Here is a 13,808-nt window from a genome sequence, read left to right as displayed (position 1 = left end):
CCCGCTCCCACATTGTCCGTGTGAACACTGGAGATCCCTTGTGGGAGCGGGCTTGCTCGCGAAGGCCGCGACGCGGTTTCAAGTCAAACGATCAGCCCTTGAGCTTGGCCCAAATGCGGTCCTGCAGCTCCCGCGCCTTGTTGCTGCATTCCTTTTCCGGGCGCAGGCGCGCGGCGAATTCGTCGGGCATGTTGATGGCGTCCATCACCCGCCATTTGGCGTCGATCAGCTTGTCGCTCTGGATGCCGTTGGCGTAGGCGATGGCGTTGGACACGGCGGCGGCGTTTTCCGGTTTCATCATCCAGTCGATGAAGATCTTCGCGTTGCCGGGGTGTGGCGCGCTTTTCGGTACGGCGAAGTTGTCCTGGAACATTGCCAGGCCTTCACGGGGGTAGACGTACTTGATGGTGCTCTTCTGCAGGGTGGCCCGCGCTGTAGAACCGTTCCAGTTCTGCATCATGATCACTTCACCGCTGGCCATGCGGTCGACCGTGTTGTCCGAGCTGTACATCTTCAGGAAGGGTTTCTGTTTTTGCAGCAGTTCGAGGATGCGCTTGGCGTCCTGCGGGTTTTCGCTGCACTCGTCGACATTCAGGTAGTGACTGGCGGCGTTGATCACGCTGCTGGAGGTGTCGAGGGCGGCGAGCTGACCTTGCAGTTCCTTGCGCGGCTCGAAGAACTCTTTCCACGAGTCGTCAAGCTTGCCGCCGGGCACCCGGGCGCTGTCATAGGAGAACCCGGTGGTGCCCCACAGGTACGGTGCCGAGAACTTGCGGCCGGGGTCGAAGCTCGGGTCGCGGAACGCCGGTTTGACGTACTGGAAGTTGGGCAGGGCCGAGGCGTCGATTTCCAGCAGCAGGTCCTGGTTGATCAGGGTGCGCATGATCGATTGCGACGGCACGATCACGTCGTACGCCGCGCCGCCGGCCTGCAACTTGGCCAGCAGGGTTTCGTTGCTGTCGTAGCCGTCCATGGTGACCTTGATCCCGGTCTCCTTTTCGAACTTGGCCAGCAGCTCCACCGGGTAGTAGTCGGTCCAGTTGTAGAAGAACAGTTCCTTGGGCTCGGCGGCCTGGGCGCTGAACGCCGTGAACGCCGTGAAGCAACTCAAGGCCAGACCGGCAACGGCGAAACGCATGCTTTTCACTTTCTTGCTCATATAGAAGTCTCCAGGCTTATTGTTGTTTGCCGCGCTGTCCCAGCCAGAAGGCCAGCACCACCAGCACGATGGAAATCACCAGCATCAGGGTCGAAATCGCGTTGATCTCTGGCGTCACGCCGGCCTTGATGGCCGAGAAGATGTACACCGGCAGGGTGGTCGAACCGGGACCTGCGACGAAGAAGGTCATGATGAAATCGTCGAGGCTGACCACGAACGCCAGCACCGAACCGGACAGCACCGCCGGCCACAGCAGCGGCAAGGTCACCCGGCGAAACACCTGCCAGGGGTTGGCGTACAGGTCGTTCGCCGCTTCCAGCAGGCTCTTGTCCAGGTCGTTGAGCCGCGCGCGGATCGGCAGGTAGGCGAAGGGAATGCAGAAGCCGATGTGCGCGACGATCACCGTCAGCAGACCGAGCTTGATCCCCAGTGCCATGAACAGCAGCAGGGTGGCCACAGCGGTGACGATCTCTGGCAGGATCAACGGCAGGTTGATCCCGCCCTCGACCATTTTCTGTCCGTAGAACGGCCGGTAGGTCGCCAGTGCCGCGAGCAGGGCAATCGCGGTGGCGCAGACCGTAGCGATGCTGGCGACGATGATCGAGTTGAGCGCTGCGGTCTGGATCGACGGGTTGGCCAGGATTCGCCCGTACCAGTCGAACGAGAACTCGGTCCACACCGTCGCCGAGCGGTTGGCGTTGAAGCTGTAGGCGATCAGCACGAATATCGGCAGGTACAGGTAGGCCAGCATCAACAGGCTGACTTCACGGGTCAGGGGCAGTTTCTTCAGGTGCAGGGCGATCATGCTTGTGCTCCCGGGCGTTGGGTCTTGGCGGCTTTGCGGCTATAGAGGGCGTAGAGCACCAGGGACAGCAACATGATCCCCAGCAACAGGAACGACAGCGAACTGCCCAGCGGCCAGTTGCGCGCGGTACCGAACTGCTGCTGGATCAGGTTGCCGATCATCAGCGTTTTGCCGCCGCCAAGGATCGCCGGGGTAATGAAGGCGCCCAGGCTTGGCACGAACACCAGCAAGGCACCTGCGATCACCCCCGGCATCGACAGTGGCAGGATGATCCGCCGCAACGCGTGCCAGCGATTGGCACCCAGGTCATAGGCGGCTTCCACCAGACGCCAGTCGAGTTTTTCCAGGGTCGAGTAGATTGGCAGGATCATGAACGGCAGGAAGCTGTAGACCAAGCCGACGCTGACCGCGAAGTCGTTGTAGAGCAGGGTGATGCCACCGGCCTGGGGGAACAGCGCGTTGAGGCTCTGGGCGACCCAGCCGTGCTCGCGCAGGATGATCAGCCAGGCGTAGTTGCGGATCAGCAGGTTGGTCCAGAACGGGATGGTGATCAGCAACACCATCAGGTTGCGTCGACGGGGTGTCAGGCTCGACATCCACAACGCCACGGGGAAGCCGAACAGGAAACACAGGACTGTGGTGCCACCGGCCTGGAACACCGAACGCAGCAATGCCTGGGCGTAGACCCAGTTCAGCTCCAGTTCGCCGTCGAAACCTTCCTGGAAAAACAGTTGCACGTAGCTTTGCAATTGCCAGTCGGCCTGCCAGTCGACGCCGCCATAGACGTTGCGCGGCAGCAGGCTGATGTAGCCCATGATGCCCAGCGGAATGGCGATCAGGGCCAGCAGGGTCAGGACCACCGGGCTGAGCAACAGCGCGCGGTTGAGGGCTGGGGAAGTGCTGCTGACGCTCATCTCAGGCCTCCATCAACAGGCAGGCGTGGGGCGGCAGGTTGACCGCGACGCGATCACCCACCACCCGACCATGGTTCAGACCTTCGTTGTTCTCGCGCAGCATGACCTTGATGTCGTTGTTCAGGCGGCATTGATAGAGCGTGGCCGTGCCGACATACAGCACGGCCTCGATCACACCGCGCAGGTGATGCGGCTGCGTCGGCTCGACCAGTTGCGAACGCTCCGGGCGGAAAGCCAGTTGCACCTTGCTGCCGTCAAAGCCCTGGGCCGGGCAGGGGATTTCCACGGGCATGCCGTTGGGCACGAAGAGCTTTTCGTTCTGCTGGCCGCGCTTGAGGTGGCCGGGGAGAAAGTTGATGTCGCCGATGAATTGCGCGACGAACTGGTGTTGCGGCCGTTCGTAGATTTCATTGGGCGAGCCGATTTGCAGGATCTTGCCGGCGGACATCACGGCGATGCGATCGGACAGGGTCAGCGCTTCTTCCTGATCGTGGGTGACGAAAATGAAGGTGATCCCGGCTTCTTTCTGTACGCGCTTGAGTTCGACCTGCATTTCCTTGCGCAGCTTGAGGTCCAGGGCCGACAGCGGTTCGTCCAGCAACAGCACTTTGGGTTTTGGCGCCAGGGCCCGGGCCAGAGCCACCCGTTGCTGTTGGCCGCCGGACAGCTCGGCCGGTTTACGCTTGGCCAGGTGCTGCATTTGCACCAGCGCGAGCATCTCATCGACCCGCTGCGGAATCAGTTTGCGATCAAGGCCCTGCATCTCGAGGCCGAAGGCGATATTCTGCGCAACACTCATGTGCGGAAACAGCGCGTAACTCTGGAACACCGTGTTGACCCGACGCTTGAACGGCGGCAAATCGTTGACCGGCTCGCCCGCGAGGCGGATCTCACCGTCGCTGACATGCTCGAAGCCGGCGATGGTGCGCAGCAGGGTGGTTTTGCCGCAGCCGGAGGGGCCGAGCAGGGTGAAGAATTCGTTGTCGGCAATGTCCACCGAGACGTTATCGAGGGCTGGTGCCAGTCCCGGATCGTCGGAATATCGCTTTGAGACGTTTCGCACTTCGATTGCTGTTGGATGACCCATTATGGTGCATTCCTCTAATTATTGTATGCAAAATCTGGATGCAATTTAGAAATACCCGGATTAATCTGTCCGTGCAAGCCCCTTTTTCAATGGCTGTTCATTCGCCAGGGTCGTTTGCACAGGGCGCAAGGAGTTGATGAATGACGGAAAAGAAACTGGAAACTACGGTCGACCGCGTCTACCAAGGGGTTTACGAGGCGATCAGCAAGCGCTCGTTGCGTCCGGGCATGAAGCTCGGCGAAGCCTCTTTGGCCGAGCTGTTCAATGTCAGCCGCACGTCTGTCCGGGCCGCGCTCAAGCAATTGGAGGCCGACGGACTGGTCACCACCGAGCCCAATAAAGGTGCGTCGGTGTCGCTGCCCAGTGACGAAGAGATCCGTTCGCTGTTCGAAACCCGTCGCCTGGTCGAGATCGGCATCGTCAGCGAACTGTGCCGTCGGCGTGATACGGCGGTGACTCAGGACCTGCGCGATCACTTGCTGTTGGAGGATGAAGCGCATCAAAGCGGTGATCACGAGCGGTTGATTCACCTGCTCGGCGAGTTCCACATCAAACTGGCCCGCAGCCTGAACAACCCGGTGCTGCTCGACTGGTTCCAGAAGCTGATTTCCCGGGCGTCGCTGTATGCCGCCGCTCTGGATGACGACAGCCACGAAGCCTGCCGCGACGACGAACACCTGCGGCTGATCGAATACATCGAAGCAGGCAACCAGAGTGCGGCCATCGAACTGACCTGCATGCATTTGAATGGCATCGAGAAGGCCATTCTGGATGTCGCGGCCACCCTGAAAAGCAGTTACAACCCGCTGAAGCACTTGATCGAGGTGTAGTGCACGGACTCTCGGTTACCGAGGACCAAATTGTGGGAGCGGGCTTGCTCGCGAAAGCGGTGTATCAGCAGACGAATATGTTGAATGACACACCGCCTTCGCGAGCAAGCCCGCTCCCACAAGGGATCTCCAGTGGCCCGCGAGAATCAGCTATACCTCTATGAAACGAATAGCGTGCAGGATGCTCGAAACAAACGGGTGCAACTTACCGGGATAGAGCCAGCCGATGCAGTTTCTAGAGGAAAGCCACGGGTGCTCCGGGTGGAACGGCGAAATGGCCGGGCGCATTCGTGCGTTCGACTGGAGCCGGACCGAACTTGGCCCGCTCGATTCATGGTCCAGGAGCCTGAGCAGCGCGGTGCAGTTGATGCTCGCGTCCCCACTGCCGATGGTGATGCTCTGGGGCCAGTCCGGGTACATGATCTATAACGACGCTTATTCCAAGTTTGCCGGTGGGCGTCATCCGTATCTGCTCGGCTCTGCCGTAGAACTGGGTTGGCCGGAAGTTGCCGAATTCAATCGCCACGTGGTCGACACCTGCCTGGCGGGCGGCACCTTGTCCTATCGCAACAAAGAACTGGTGCTGCTGCGTGACGGGGTTCCGGAAGATGTCTGGATGGACCTCTACTACAGCCCGGTGGCCGACGATGACGGGTGCCCGGCCGGGGTCATGGCCATGGTGGTGGAAACCACCGATCGGGTGATCTCCGAACACCGGCGACAGGCGGCTGAAGACGCCTACCGCGCCGACAACGAACGGGTACGCCTGGCGCTGAACGCCGGCGCCTTGCTCGGTTCCTTTGTCTGGGACATCAAGGCCAACGTGATGTCGGGTGACGAGCGCTTCGCTCGCGCGTTCTCTTATCCACCCGGGCAAGACCTGCAAAACCTGTCTCAGGAAATCGCTGAAAGCCGGATCCATCCGGATGACCGCAGTTGGGTTCAGGAACGAGTCAGACTGTCGGTGGAGACGGGCGAGCCCTACAACGTCGAATACCGGATCCGGCGCCCGGATGGCAGCTACCTCTGGGTACTCGCCAGTGGTTGTTGCGAGTTCAATGAGCAGGGCGAGGCGTTTCGTTTCCCCGGCGTGCTGATCGACATCCACGAACGCAAGACCGCCGAAGAGTCCCTGCTCAAGTTCACCCGCAACCTGGAGCAGCGGGTGGCCGATGAAGTCGAGGCGCGGCTGGCGGCGGAAGAACAACTGCGCCAGTCACAGAAGCTCGAAGCCATCGGCGGTCTCACCGGTGGTGTGGCCCATGACTTCAACAACCTGTTGCAAGTGATCGCCGGCAACCTGCACTTGCTCGCGCGTCATGAGCCGGGTAACGCCAATGTGCAGCGCCGGGTCTCGGCGTCGATTGCCGCTGTCGAGCGCGGTGCCAAGCTGTCTTCGCAATTGCTGGCATTCGCCCGCCGCCAACCGTTGTCACCCGCGGTCTTCACCTTGCGGCAGATTTTCGATGGCCTGGCGGAGCTGTTGCTGCGTGCCCTGGGTGAAACCCTTCAGGTTCACATGACGGCACCCGAAGATTCCTGGAATGTGTTTGTCGATCGCAACCAACTGGAAAACGCCATTCTCAATCTGGCGATCAATGCCCGTGACGCCCTTCAAGGCGAGGGCAGGATTGACCTGTGCGCGGAAAATATCGTCCTCGATCGCAAATTTTGCGCCGCAAAGGGCATTGCCCCCGGGGACTATGTACGGGTGTCCGTGACGGATACCGGCGTCGGCATGCCGCCGCAGGTGCTGGCCCAGGCGTTCGAGCCGTTCTTCACCACCAAGGCCGACGGGCAGGGCACCGGCTTGGGCTTGAGTATGGTGTTTGGCTTCGTCAAGCAGAGTGGCGGTCATATCGAAATCGCCAGCGACGTGGGGCGGGGGACCCGGGTGCAGCTGTACTTCCCCCGCACCTTGCGCGCGGCACCCAGCGAAACGCCGGGCCCTGATGTGCCGCAACGGGGCGGGCACGAACGCATCCTGGTGGTCGAGGACAATGAGGCCGTGAGGGTATCGGCGGTGGAGTTGTTGCGCGAGGAGGGCTATCAGGTCCTCACGGCCACCAACGGTGACGTCGCCATGCAAATGTTGCTGGAAGGGCTGGCGGTGGACCTGATTTTTACCGACGTGGTCATGCCCGGCCTGATCAAGAGTTCGGACCTGGCGGCCTGGGCGAAAGTGCAGGAGCCACCGGTGGCTGTGTTGTTCACCTCGGGGCATACCCGCGACATTATCTCGCGCAATCACCAGCTCAGCCCCGACACCCACCTGCTGAGCAAACCCTACAACCCCGAGGCACTGACGCAGATGGTGCGCACGGTGCTTAACGGCTGACAAAAACAGGTGATTCTCCACGCAGGTTTTCAAAGGTGACCGAGTGATCGTCAACCGGTGGAGGCGCCAGCGCAGGCAAGGTTTTATCCCATTGGCGACCGGACGACGAACGGACACCGCTGGTCTGACAGGTGGTCGACAGAACAGGCTAACCGAGGCCATTCTGATAGTTGGTGAACGCAATTGATCGCGTTTCGCTGCCGATCAACAAACGGAGGTGTTCCATGCCGGTGCCCCATGACCTTTATCAGGATCTGAAACGCTCAAAGGAAGAAGTCCAGCAGAAACGCACCAAGGATCCGTTACTGGATTCACTGCTTAACAAGTATTCCCAGGCGGATGCCGAAGTGGTGAAAGCAGAGGAGGCCAAGTCCAACGATGACACCGTAAGGAAGCTCAAGGAGGCACGTCTGCTGGTCAAGGACAAGATCGTCAAGCAACTTGGCTCGTCGTCCTGACCCAGCGAGCTGCCACCGACGACCGGTGGCGGGAAAGTTGGAACGGCATCACAACCGGCACCTCGAATGTTCAGAGACCGCTGTTATGGCTCTCAACGAGGTGCCTCATGACCCAGCCCAAATACCCCAGTGAACAACAGGGTGGCTACGACCCGATCCCCACTCATCCCGAACCCCTGAGCCCCGAACACACCACGGTCAATCCCGAGGAAGAGCCGGGCATCGATGAGTGGCCGGATGATGAGGGTGTCGACATCGATCCAGAGTGAACACCGCCCTCTGTAGGAGCGAGCTTGCTCGCGATGGTCGTTAACGATGCCGCGTGTTTACTGACTAAACGCAGTGCTTTTGAGTCCATCGCGAGCAGGCTCGCTCCTACAGGGGGGCTTCGGTGAATTCAGGAAGGGGGACTGTTCATTGCAATGCCTTGCTTAGCGGCAATCGCACCATGTTCCGGGCTTTCAGCGAACCGAAATACAACCAGTCCCCATACTCGCGCACGGTGGTGATGGGGGAGTAATTGTCGCTGCTGCCGTCCTGCAGGTTGGCGATCACTTTGCCATCAAGGTCCAGGCCCAGGGCAAATCCGTGTTTTTCCACGGGCTTGGGCAACACGGTCATGGCCCGCACGATCATCTTGCGCACGAACGGATGCGCCGCCGTGGCGTCGAGCAAGGGGTTTCGGGGGGCATACAGCGCCACCCAGAACCGGTCGTGGCCATTGAACGACAGGTTGTCCGGCAGCCCTGGCAGGTTGTCGATAAACAGGTCGTGGGTGCCGGCCTTCGGACCGCTGAGCCAATAACGAGTGATGCGGTAGGCGCCGGTTTCATTGACCAGTACATAGGCATCGTCCGGTCCCAGGGTCACGCCGTTGGCAAACTCCAGCTTATCCAGCACAACCGAGGTTTTGCCGGTCTGGAAATCGTAGCGCAGCAGTCGACCGTCGCCGCCGTGTTCGATCACGGCCTCACCGTCGTGACCATAGCCGAAGCGGCTCGAAGCATCGCTGAAATAAGCGTAGTGGCCGGGTTTGTCGATGACCACGTCGTCGGTAAAACCGAAGGGAACGCCGTCGGCCTCTGTGGTCAAGGCCACCAGGCGTCCCTGGGCGTCGAGGGACAACAAGCCTTTGACGGCATCGGCGATCACCAGCAGGCCATTGGGATGCCGGGCCAGGCCCAGTGGCCGGCCACCGGTATCGGTCAGGATTCTGGTGGTCTTGCCGTCCAGGCTCGTACGGATCAGGCGCCCGTCGTGCAGGCCGGTGATGAGCGTGTCGTTTTCCAGTAACAAGGCTTCCGGCCCGTCGATATTGGCGGCGCCGACGCGTTCCACCTCCTTGAGCCGCTGATTGTCGGCGTAGATTCCGCTGGTGAGGGACGGCGCGGCTTGTGGTGTCCAGGCCACCGGCCGCACCTTGGTCGGCATCAGCAGCAGGAAGGCGCCGATGACGACGATGACCAGCAACAGACATTTGAAGGTTCTGCTCACACGCCGACTCCTGTCGCGGCCAGATACTTCTGTGCCATGTCGCGCAATGCCAGCATCGACGCCGCCGATTCCCGGTCGATGCGCCGCTTGAGCAACAAGCGGTTGGCAATGCGCATTGCCACGCCGCTGAATTGATATTCCAGGGTGCGGACGAAACGTGTGTCTTCGCCTGTGGCATCGCATTCATAGGTCACCACCAGCGACAGGCCGTGGTCACCCCGGGCCTCGGCGCTCCAGCGCCGCCCGGGCAGGTACTCCGCCACCTCCCAGCGCAAGTGCCCGTCGCGCCCGCCGGCATGGATGTCTTCCTCGAAACGTGCGCCGGCATGCAGCGGGCCTTTTGGCCCGTCGATGCGCAGCGACGACGGATGCCATTGCGGCCAAAGGGTCACGGTGCTGGCGTAGGCAAGTACCTGGATCGGGTTTCCGGCAATGACAACCTGATGCTGCATGCGGGTCATGGGGGTTCTCGTCGGGTTGAGCGGCTCAGGTTCCGGCTCCCAATAGAGGGTGCCGAACAGGTAGTCCATCAGCGGGAAAACGATGTTGAAATTACGCGCCTGCATCAGTTCACGGCGGTGGTGCAGTTCGTGCAGCCGGCGCATCTGGCGGATCCACGGCAGCCGTGTGAGCGGGTTGCGCGACGGCAGATGCTCGCAGGCATGAAACACTTCATAGGTCAGGTAGCCGAGGACAAGAAGGCCGCCGACCAATCCGGCGACGTTGGTATTGATGTGCTTGAGCAGCCACCAGAGGGGCAGGGCGACGACGAGGGTGTGCAGCACGATCAGCCACGCCGGAAACAGAATCACCCGCCAGTCGCGGGCGTTGTCGTAGGTCATGTGGCCGGGGGTGAAAAAGCTGTGGTGGTCGCCTGCGTGACGGGCGTAAAACAGCCGGGCGAAGCTCTTTTTATGATGCCCCAGGTGGCGATGCACCATGTACACACCGAGGCTGAACAACAGCAGCGTGACGGGCACCGCCAGCCATTCCGCTGGCCGCACCTGTTGTACGTTGCTCCAGAACACGCTGATTGCCAGTGCCCCGAACACCAGGACAAACGCGCCATGCAGCCAGGGGTTGTAGAGCGGATGAATGTCGGCGCGGTAACGACCGCGGAATCCTTCGGTGGTCTGCCTCACTGCAATCACCTGTCGTTTTTGTTATCTCTTTCAGATTAGCCGATCCCGGTGATTTGACGGACCGAACCTTAAGGACACAACGGCCATGATCCGGTGCAAACCGGTCTCAGGTCAGTGGATCCCATCGCTGCGACCAGTCTTCGTCGGAGTCGATGACTTTGCGCAGCAGGTCGAAGGCGCGTTGCAGCGTCGGCGAGTCACGATCGCGCGAGTAGACCAGATAGGTCGGGTAGTTGAATTCCGGCGCCTTGGGCACCCGTTCCAGGGCGCCGCTTTGCAGATAACTCTGCACCACGCGGGTGCGGAAGTAGCCACTGCCGCCGTTTTCGAGAAGATACTGCAAGCCCAGCGGGCCCAGATTGAAACTCAGCGCAGCCTTGGCCTTCTCCGGCAGCGCGGCGTCGTGCTGGCGTCGGAAATCAGCGCCCCAATCGATGTACACATAAGGATCGGGCTTGTGGGCCAGGCGCACGAGAATCAGTTTTTCTTCGAGAATCTGCTCGACCTGCAGACGCGGCCAATATTCGGGCTGATACACCAGCGCGGCATCCAGAACGCCCAACTCCAGTTGGCGCAGCAGGTTTTCCCCGTCGCGGATTTCCATGCGCAGGGCATGGCTGGGGATGTTCTTGCGAATTTCACCGGCCCAGCCGAGCATCAACGGGTTGCACAGACTCACCTCGCCACCGATGTGCAGCACATCGCGATAACCTTCGGGCAACGGCAAATCACGCCGCGCGGCTTCCCAGGTTTGCACCAGCTGATTGGCATACACCACGAACGCTTCGCCATTGGGCGTCAGGCGGGCGCCGGCACGATTGCGCACGAACAGGGTGCTGCCCAGTTGGCTCTCGAGTTTTTGTACCCGTGCGGTGATCGCGGTCTGGGTGACATGGAGCTTCTCGGCAGCCGCGGCCAGGCTGCCATGGCGAACGATTTCGAGGAAGGTGCGGGCGAGGTCGATGTCCATGGGGTGGCCGGTGGTGTAAGTGCCCGCATTGTAAGAGCACCACCTGACCTGTGGCGAGGGGGCTTGCCCCCGTTGGGCGCGAAGCGGCCCTTGACGTCCTTCCGATAAGTCGAAATCTCTGGTTGTGCGACTGCTTCGCGGTCGAGCGGGGGCGAGCCCCCTCGCCAAAGGACCAGCAAAAACGACGAATCCCGCCACTAAGGGCGGGATTCGTTTGCAGCAGGCACGCTCCCGAAGTTCGGGAACCAGGTGCTTACGACGGGAACAGCTCAGACAGTTTCATCGCCAGCATCATGTCGCCTTCAGCGCGCAGTTTGCCGCCCATGAACGCTTGCATGCCGTCAGTCGAACCGTCGACGATGCCTTGCAGGGTTTCGCCGTCCATCACCAGGGTCACCTGGGCGTCCGGGTTCTCGCCTTCCTGCAGCTCGCAGGTGCTGTCCTTGACGATCAGCGAGAAGTTTTTGGTGTCGTCGATGCGGAAACCGAAGACCAGGTCCAGACCGGCGGCAGCGGCTGGGTTGAACTTGGCTTTCATTGCTTGTACGGCATCAGCTACGGAGGTCATGGTTCGATCCTTTCTTGGGTAATAAGAGCTGGGTGATTACAGCCAGGGTCACAATAGTCCGGACTCAGCGAAACGTGATGAGTTCCGGGGCCTTCAACAGTTGCAGGTGCGCATGACTGTTGAAGGAAGCCAGGGACACCTCGCGACCACGAAACTTAAGCTGGTTGAGCGAGGTGTTGACGATTTGCCAGTTCAATTCAAAGGCCTGCCGGGCAGGCATTTGCGTAATCAGGTGGAGCAGGGCGGTGATGGTGCCGCCGGACGTGAACACGGCGATTTTCTGGGTGTTGTCGGCCTGGTCGAGAATGCGGTGCAGACCGGCCCGCACCCGCTCGACAAACCCCAGCCAGCTCTCCAGGCCCGGTGTGTCGTAGGTGCCGGCCAACCAGCGCTCGATGATCAGGGCGAAGATACGCTGGAACTCACCACGGTTTTGCGCGGCGTTGCGCAGGATGTCCAGGGCCTCGGGTTCGTCCGGCAGCATGGCCGGCAGCAGCGCGCGGATCACTGCATCGGCGTCGAACTCGTTGAAGGCGGAGTCGGTTTCCAGCAGCGGCACCGGCAGGCCCGCCGCGGCGAATTGTTCCAGCGCGCTGTTGGCCGTGTGCTGCTGGCGGCGCAGATCCCCCGCCAGGCAGCGGTCGAAGCTGATCCCGAGTTCGGCCAGGTGCCGACCCAGGATTTCCGCCTGACGAATACCGGTCGGCGACAGCACGTCGTAGTCGTCTGCACCGAAGGAGGCCTGGCCATGTCGAATCAAATAGATGCTGCCCACGTCCGCGTCTTCCCGGTACGTTGAAGGTTTGGCGAGGTTATGAGGATGGCGGTGTGCTGTCAATGAAAAAACATACGCTTGTTTGAAATGCCCGTTACAGGCCTGTTACCAGAGCTTTCACGGCTGGTAGCAAGGTCGACGCATGGGTATGCTGGAGGTATCCCGCGCGCGTTCAAGCCGCGCATCGTTTGAGGAGTCCCTGTGGAGTTTTTTTCCGAGTACGCCATTTTTCTGGCCAAGACCGTGACCCTGGTGATCGCCATTCTGGTGGTCCTGGCCAGTTTTGCGGCCTTGCGCAGCAAGGGGCGGCGCAAGTCGTCGGGCCAGTTGCAGGTCAGCAAACTCAATGATTTCTACAAAGGGCTGCGCGAACGCCTGGAGCAGACGTTGCTCGACAAGGATCAGCTCAAGGCCTTGCGCAAGACCCAGGCTAAAACCGACAAGAAACAGAAGAAAAAACCGGAGGCCAAGCCCCGGGTGTTCGTGCTCGATTTCAATGGCGATATCAAGGCTTCGGCCACCGAAAGCCTGCGCCACGAAATCACTGCCTTGCTGACCCTGGCCACACCGAAGGACGAAGTGGTGCTGCGCCTGGAAAGCGGCGGTGGCATGGTTCACAGCTACGGCCTGGCCTCCTCGCAACTGGCGCGTATCCGTGAGGCCGGCGTGCCCTTGACCGTGTGCATCGACAAGGTCGCGGCCAGCGGTGGCTACATGATGGCGTGCATCGGCCAGAAGATCATCAGCGCACCCTTCGCGATCCTCGGCTCGATTGGCGTGGTGGCGCAGTTACCCAACATCAACCGCTTGTTGAAAAAGCACGACATCGACTTCGAAGTGCTGACCGCCGGTGAGTACAAACGCACACTGACCGTGTTTGGCGAAAACACCGAGAAGGGCCGGGAGAAGTTCCAGCAAGACCTGGACATCACCCATCAACTGTTCAAGAACTTCGTGTCGCGCTATCGCCCGCAACTGGCGATCGATGAAGTGGCCACCGGCGAAATCTGGCTCGGCGTGGCGGCGCTGGAAAAACACCTGGTCGACGAACTCAAGACCAGCGACGAGTACCTCGCCGAACGCGCCAGGCAGTCCGAGCTTTATCACCTGCACTATGCCGAGCGCAAAAGCCTGCAAGAGCGCATTGGCATGGCCGCCAGCGGCTCGGTCGATCGTGTGCTGCTGAGCTGGTGGAGCCGTTTGACCCAGCAACGCTTCTGGTAACGGGGCAGGAGATATTGCAAAACATCCAGCCGGGGCATTAGCCC

At 60.8% G+C, this 13,808-nt stretch carries 14 protein-coding genes; 5 read left to right on the top strand and 9 right to left on the bottom strand.

Translation table 11 applies throughout. From position 1 onward, the window contains the following. Nucleotides 1–91: 91 nt before the first annotated feature. The 4 genes from KGB20_RS05690 to KGB20_RS05675 are packed head-to-tail and all read right to left on the bottom strand — an operon-like array spanning nt 92 to nt 3,965. Entirely contained in the window at nt 92–1,159 is a 1,068-nt protein-coding gene (locus tag KGB20_RS05690; RefSeq protein ID WP_090455671.1) for an extracellular solute-binding protein, read from the bottom strand. 16 nt (nt 1,160–1,175) lie between these two features. Beyond that, a complete protein-coding gene (locus KGB20_RS05685; protein WP_057714357.1) occupies nt 1,176–1,964 on the bottom strand; it encodes an ABC transporter permease in 789 nt (262 codons plus the stop codon). Beyond that, nucleotides 1,961–2,878, bottom strand: coding sequence for an ABC transporter permease (locus tag KGB20_RS05680; RefSeq protein WP_090455669.1), 918 nt, complete (start codon nt 2,876–2,878; stop codon nt 1,961–1,963). Before KGB20_RS05680 ends, KGB20_RS05685 begins: the two co-directional genes overlap by 4 nt. Before the next feature lies 1 nt (nt 2,879). After that, nucleotides 2,880–3,965: an ABC transporter ATP-binding protein gene (locus tag KGB20_RS05675; protein WP_154909259.1), complete on the bottom strand. Its 1,086-nt coding sequence runs from the start codon at nt 3,963–3,965 to the stop codon at nt 2,880–2,882. A 140-nt stretch (nt 3,966–4,105) separates the two neighbouring features. Here KGB20_RS05675 and KGB20_RS05670 point away from each other — a divergent pair, with 140 nt between their 5' ends. The 4 genes from KGB20_RS05670 to KGB20_RS05655 all read left to right on the top strand — a co-directional run bounded on the left by KGB20_RS05670 (nt 4,106) and on the right by KGB20_RS05655 (nt 7,860). After that, entirely contained in the window at nt 4,106–4,795 is a 690-nt protein-coding gene (locus tag KGB20_RS05670; protein WP_007973313.1) for a GntR family transcriptional regulator, read from the top strand. A 226-nt stretch (nt 4,796–5,021) separates the two neighbouring features. Next, nucleotides 5,022–7,133, top strand: a complete 2,112-nt coding sequence (locus tag KGB20_RS05665) for a PAS domain-containing sensor histidine kinase (RefSeq protein ID WP_150814448.1) — start codon at nt 5,022–5,024, stop codon at nt 7,131–7,133. Nucleotides 7,134–7,357: 224 nt separating this feature from the next. Then, the gene (locus KGB20_RS05660) at nt 7,358–7,591 is read left to right on the top strand and encodes a DUF465 domain-containing protein (protein ID WP_057714363.1); all 234 of its coding nucleotides are present in this window, start codon (nt 7,358–7,360) and stop codon (nt 7,589–7,591) included. A gap of 107 nt (nt 7,592–7,698) precedes the next feature. After that, nucleotides 7,699–7,860, top strand: a complete 162-nt coding sequence (locus KGB20_RS05655) for a hypothetical protein (RefSeq protein ID WP_173677945.1) — start codon at nt 7,699–7,701, stop codon at nt 7,858–7,860. Nucleotides 7,861–8,005: 145 nt separating this feature from the next. Here KGB20_RS05655 and KGB20_RS05650 read toward each other — a convergent pair whose 3' ends face one another. From KGB20_RS05650 to KGB20_RS05630, 5 genes are all read right to left on the bottom strand, one after another. Beyond that, on the bottom strand, nt 8,006–9,085 hold the full coding sequence (locus tag KGB20_RS05650) for an SMP-30/gluconolactonase/LRE family protein (RefSeq protein ID WP_154859776.1): 1,080 nt from the start codon (nt 9,083–9,085) through the stop codon (nt 8,006–8,008). Continuing rightward, nucleotides 9,082–10,227 carry a sterol desaturase/SRPBCC family protein gene (locus KGB20_RS05645; RefSeq protein ID WP_154859777.1) on the bottom strand — a complete coding sequence of 382 codons (1,146 nt, stop codon included), beginning with the start codon at nt 10,225–10,227 and terminating at the stop codon, nt 9,082–9,084. The genes KGB20_RS05650 and KGB20_RS05645 overlap by 4 nt, the downstream gene beginning before the upstream one ends. Nucleotides 10,228–10,333: 106 nt before the next feature. Next, complete coding sequence (locus tag KGB20_RS05640; RefSeq protein ID WP_223532140.1) at nt 10,334–11,197, bottom strand: LysR family transcriptional regulator; 864 nt, start codon at nt 11,195–11,197, stop codon at nt 10,334–10,336. A 253-nt stretch (nt 11,198–11,450) separates the two neighbouring features. After that, nucleotides 11,451–11,765 carry an SCP2 sterol-binding domain-containing protein gene (locus tag KGB20_RS05635; RefSeq protein ID WP_007946492.1) on the bottom strand — a complete coding sequence of 105 codons (315 nt, stop codon included), beginning with the start codon at nt 11,763–11,765 and terminating at the stop codon, nt 11,451–11,453. Between the two features lie 64 nt (nt 11,766–11,829). Beyond that, nucleotides 11,830–12,540 carry a histidine phosphatase family protein gene (locus KGB20_RS05630; protein ID WP_154859778.1) on the bottom strand — a complete coding sequence of 237 codons (711 nt, stop codon included), beginning with the start codon at nt 12,538–12,540 and terminating at the stop codon, nt 11,830–11,832. 201 nt (nt 12,541–12,741) lie between these two features. Here KGB20_RS05630 and sohB point away from each other — a divergent pair, with 201 nt between their 5' ends. Next, on the top strand, nt 12,742–13,764 hold the full coding sequence (gene sohB, locus KGB20_RS05625; RefSeq protein ID WP_090455662.1) for a protease SohB: 1,023 nt from the start codon (nt 12,742–12,744) through the stop codon (nt 13,762–13,764). Nucleotides 13,765–13,808: the final 44 nt, after the last annotated feature.

The organism is Pseudomonas sp. BF-R-30 (genome assembly GCF_019956175.1).
GTDB classification, from domain to species: domain Bacteria; phylum Pseudomonadota; class Gammaproteobacteria; order Pseudomonadales; family Pseudomonadaceae; genus Aquipseudomonas; species Aquipseudomonas jessenii.
This window is presented reverse-complemented; position numbering and strand designations above follow the sequence as displayed.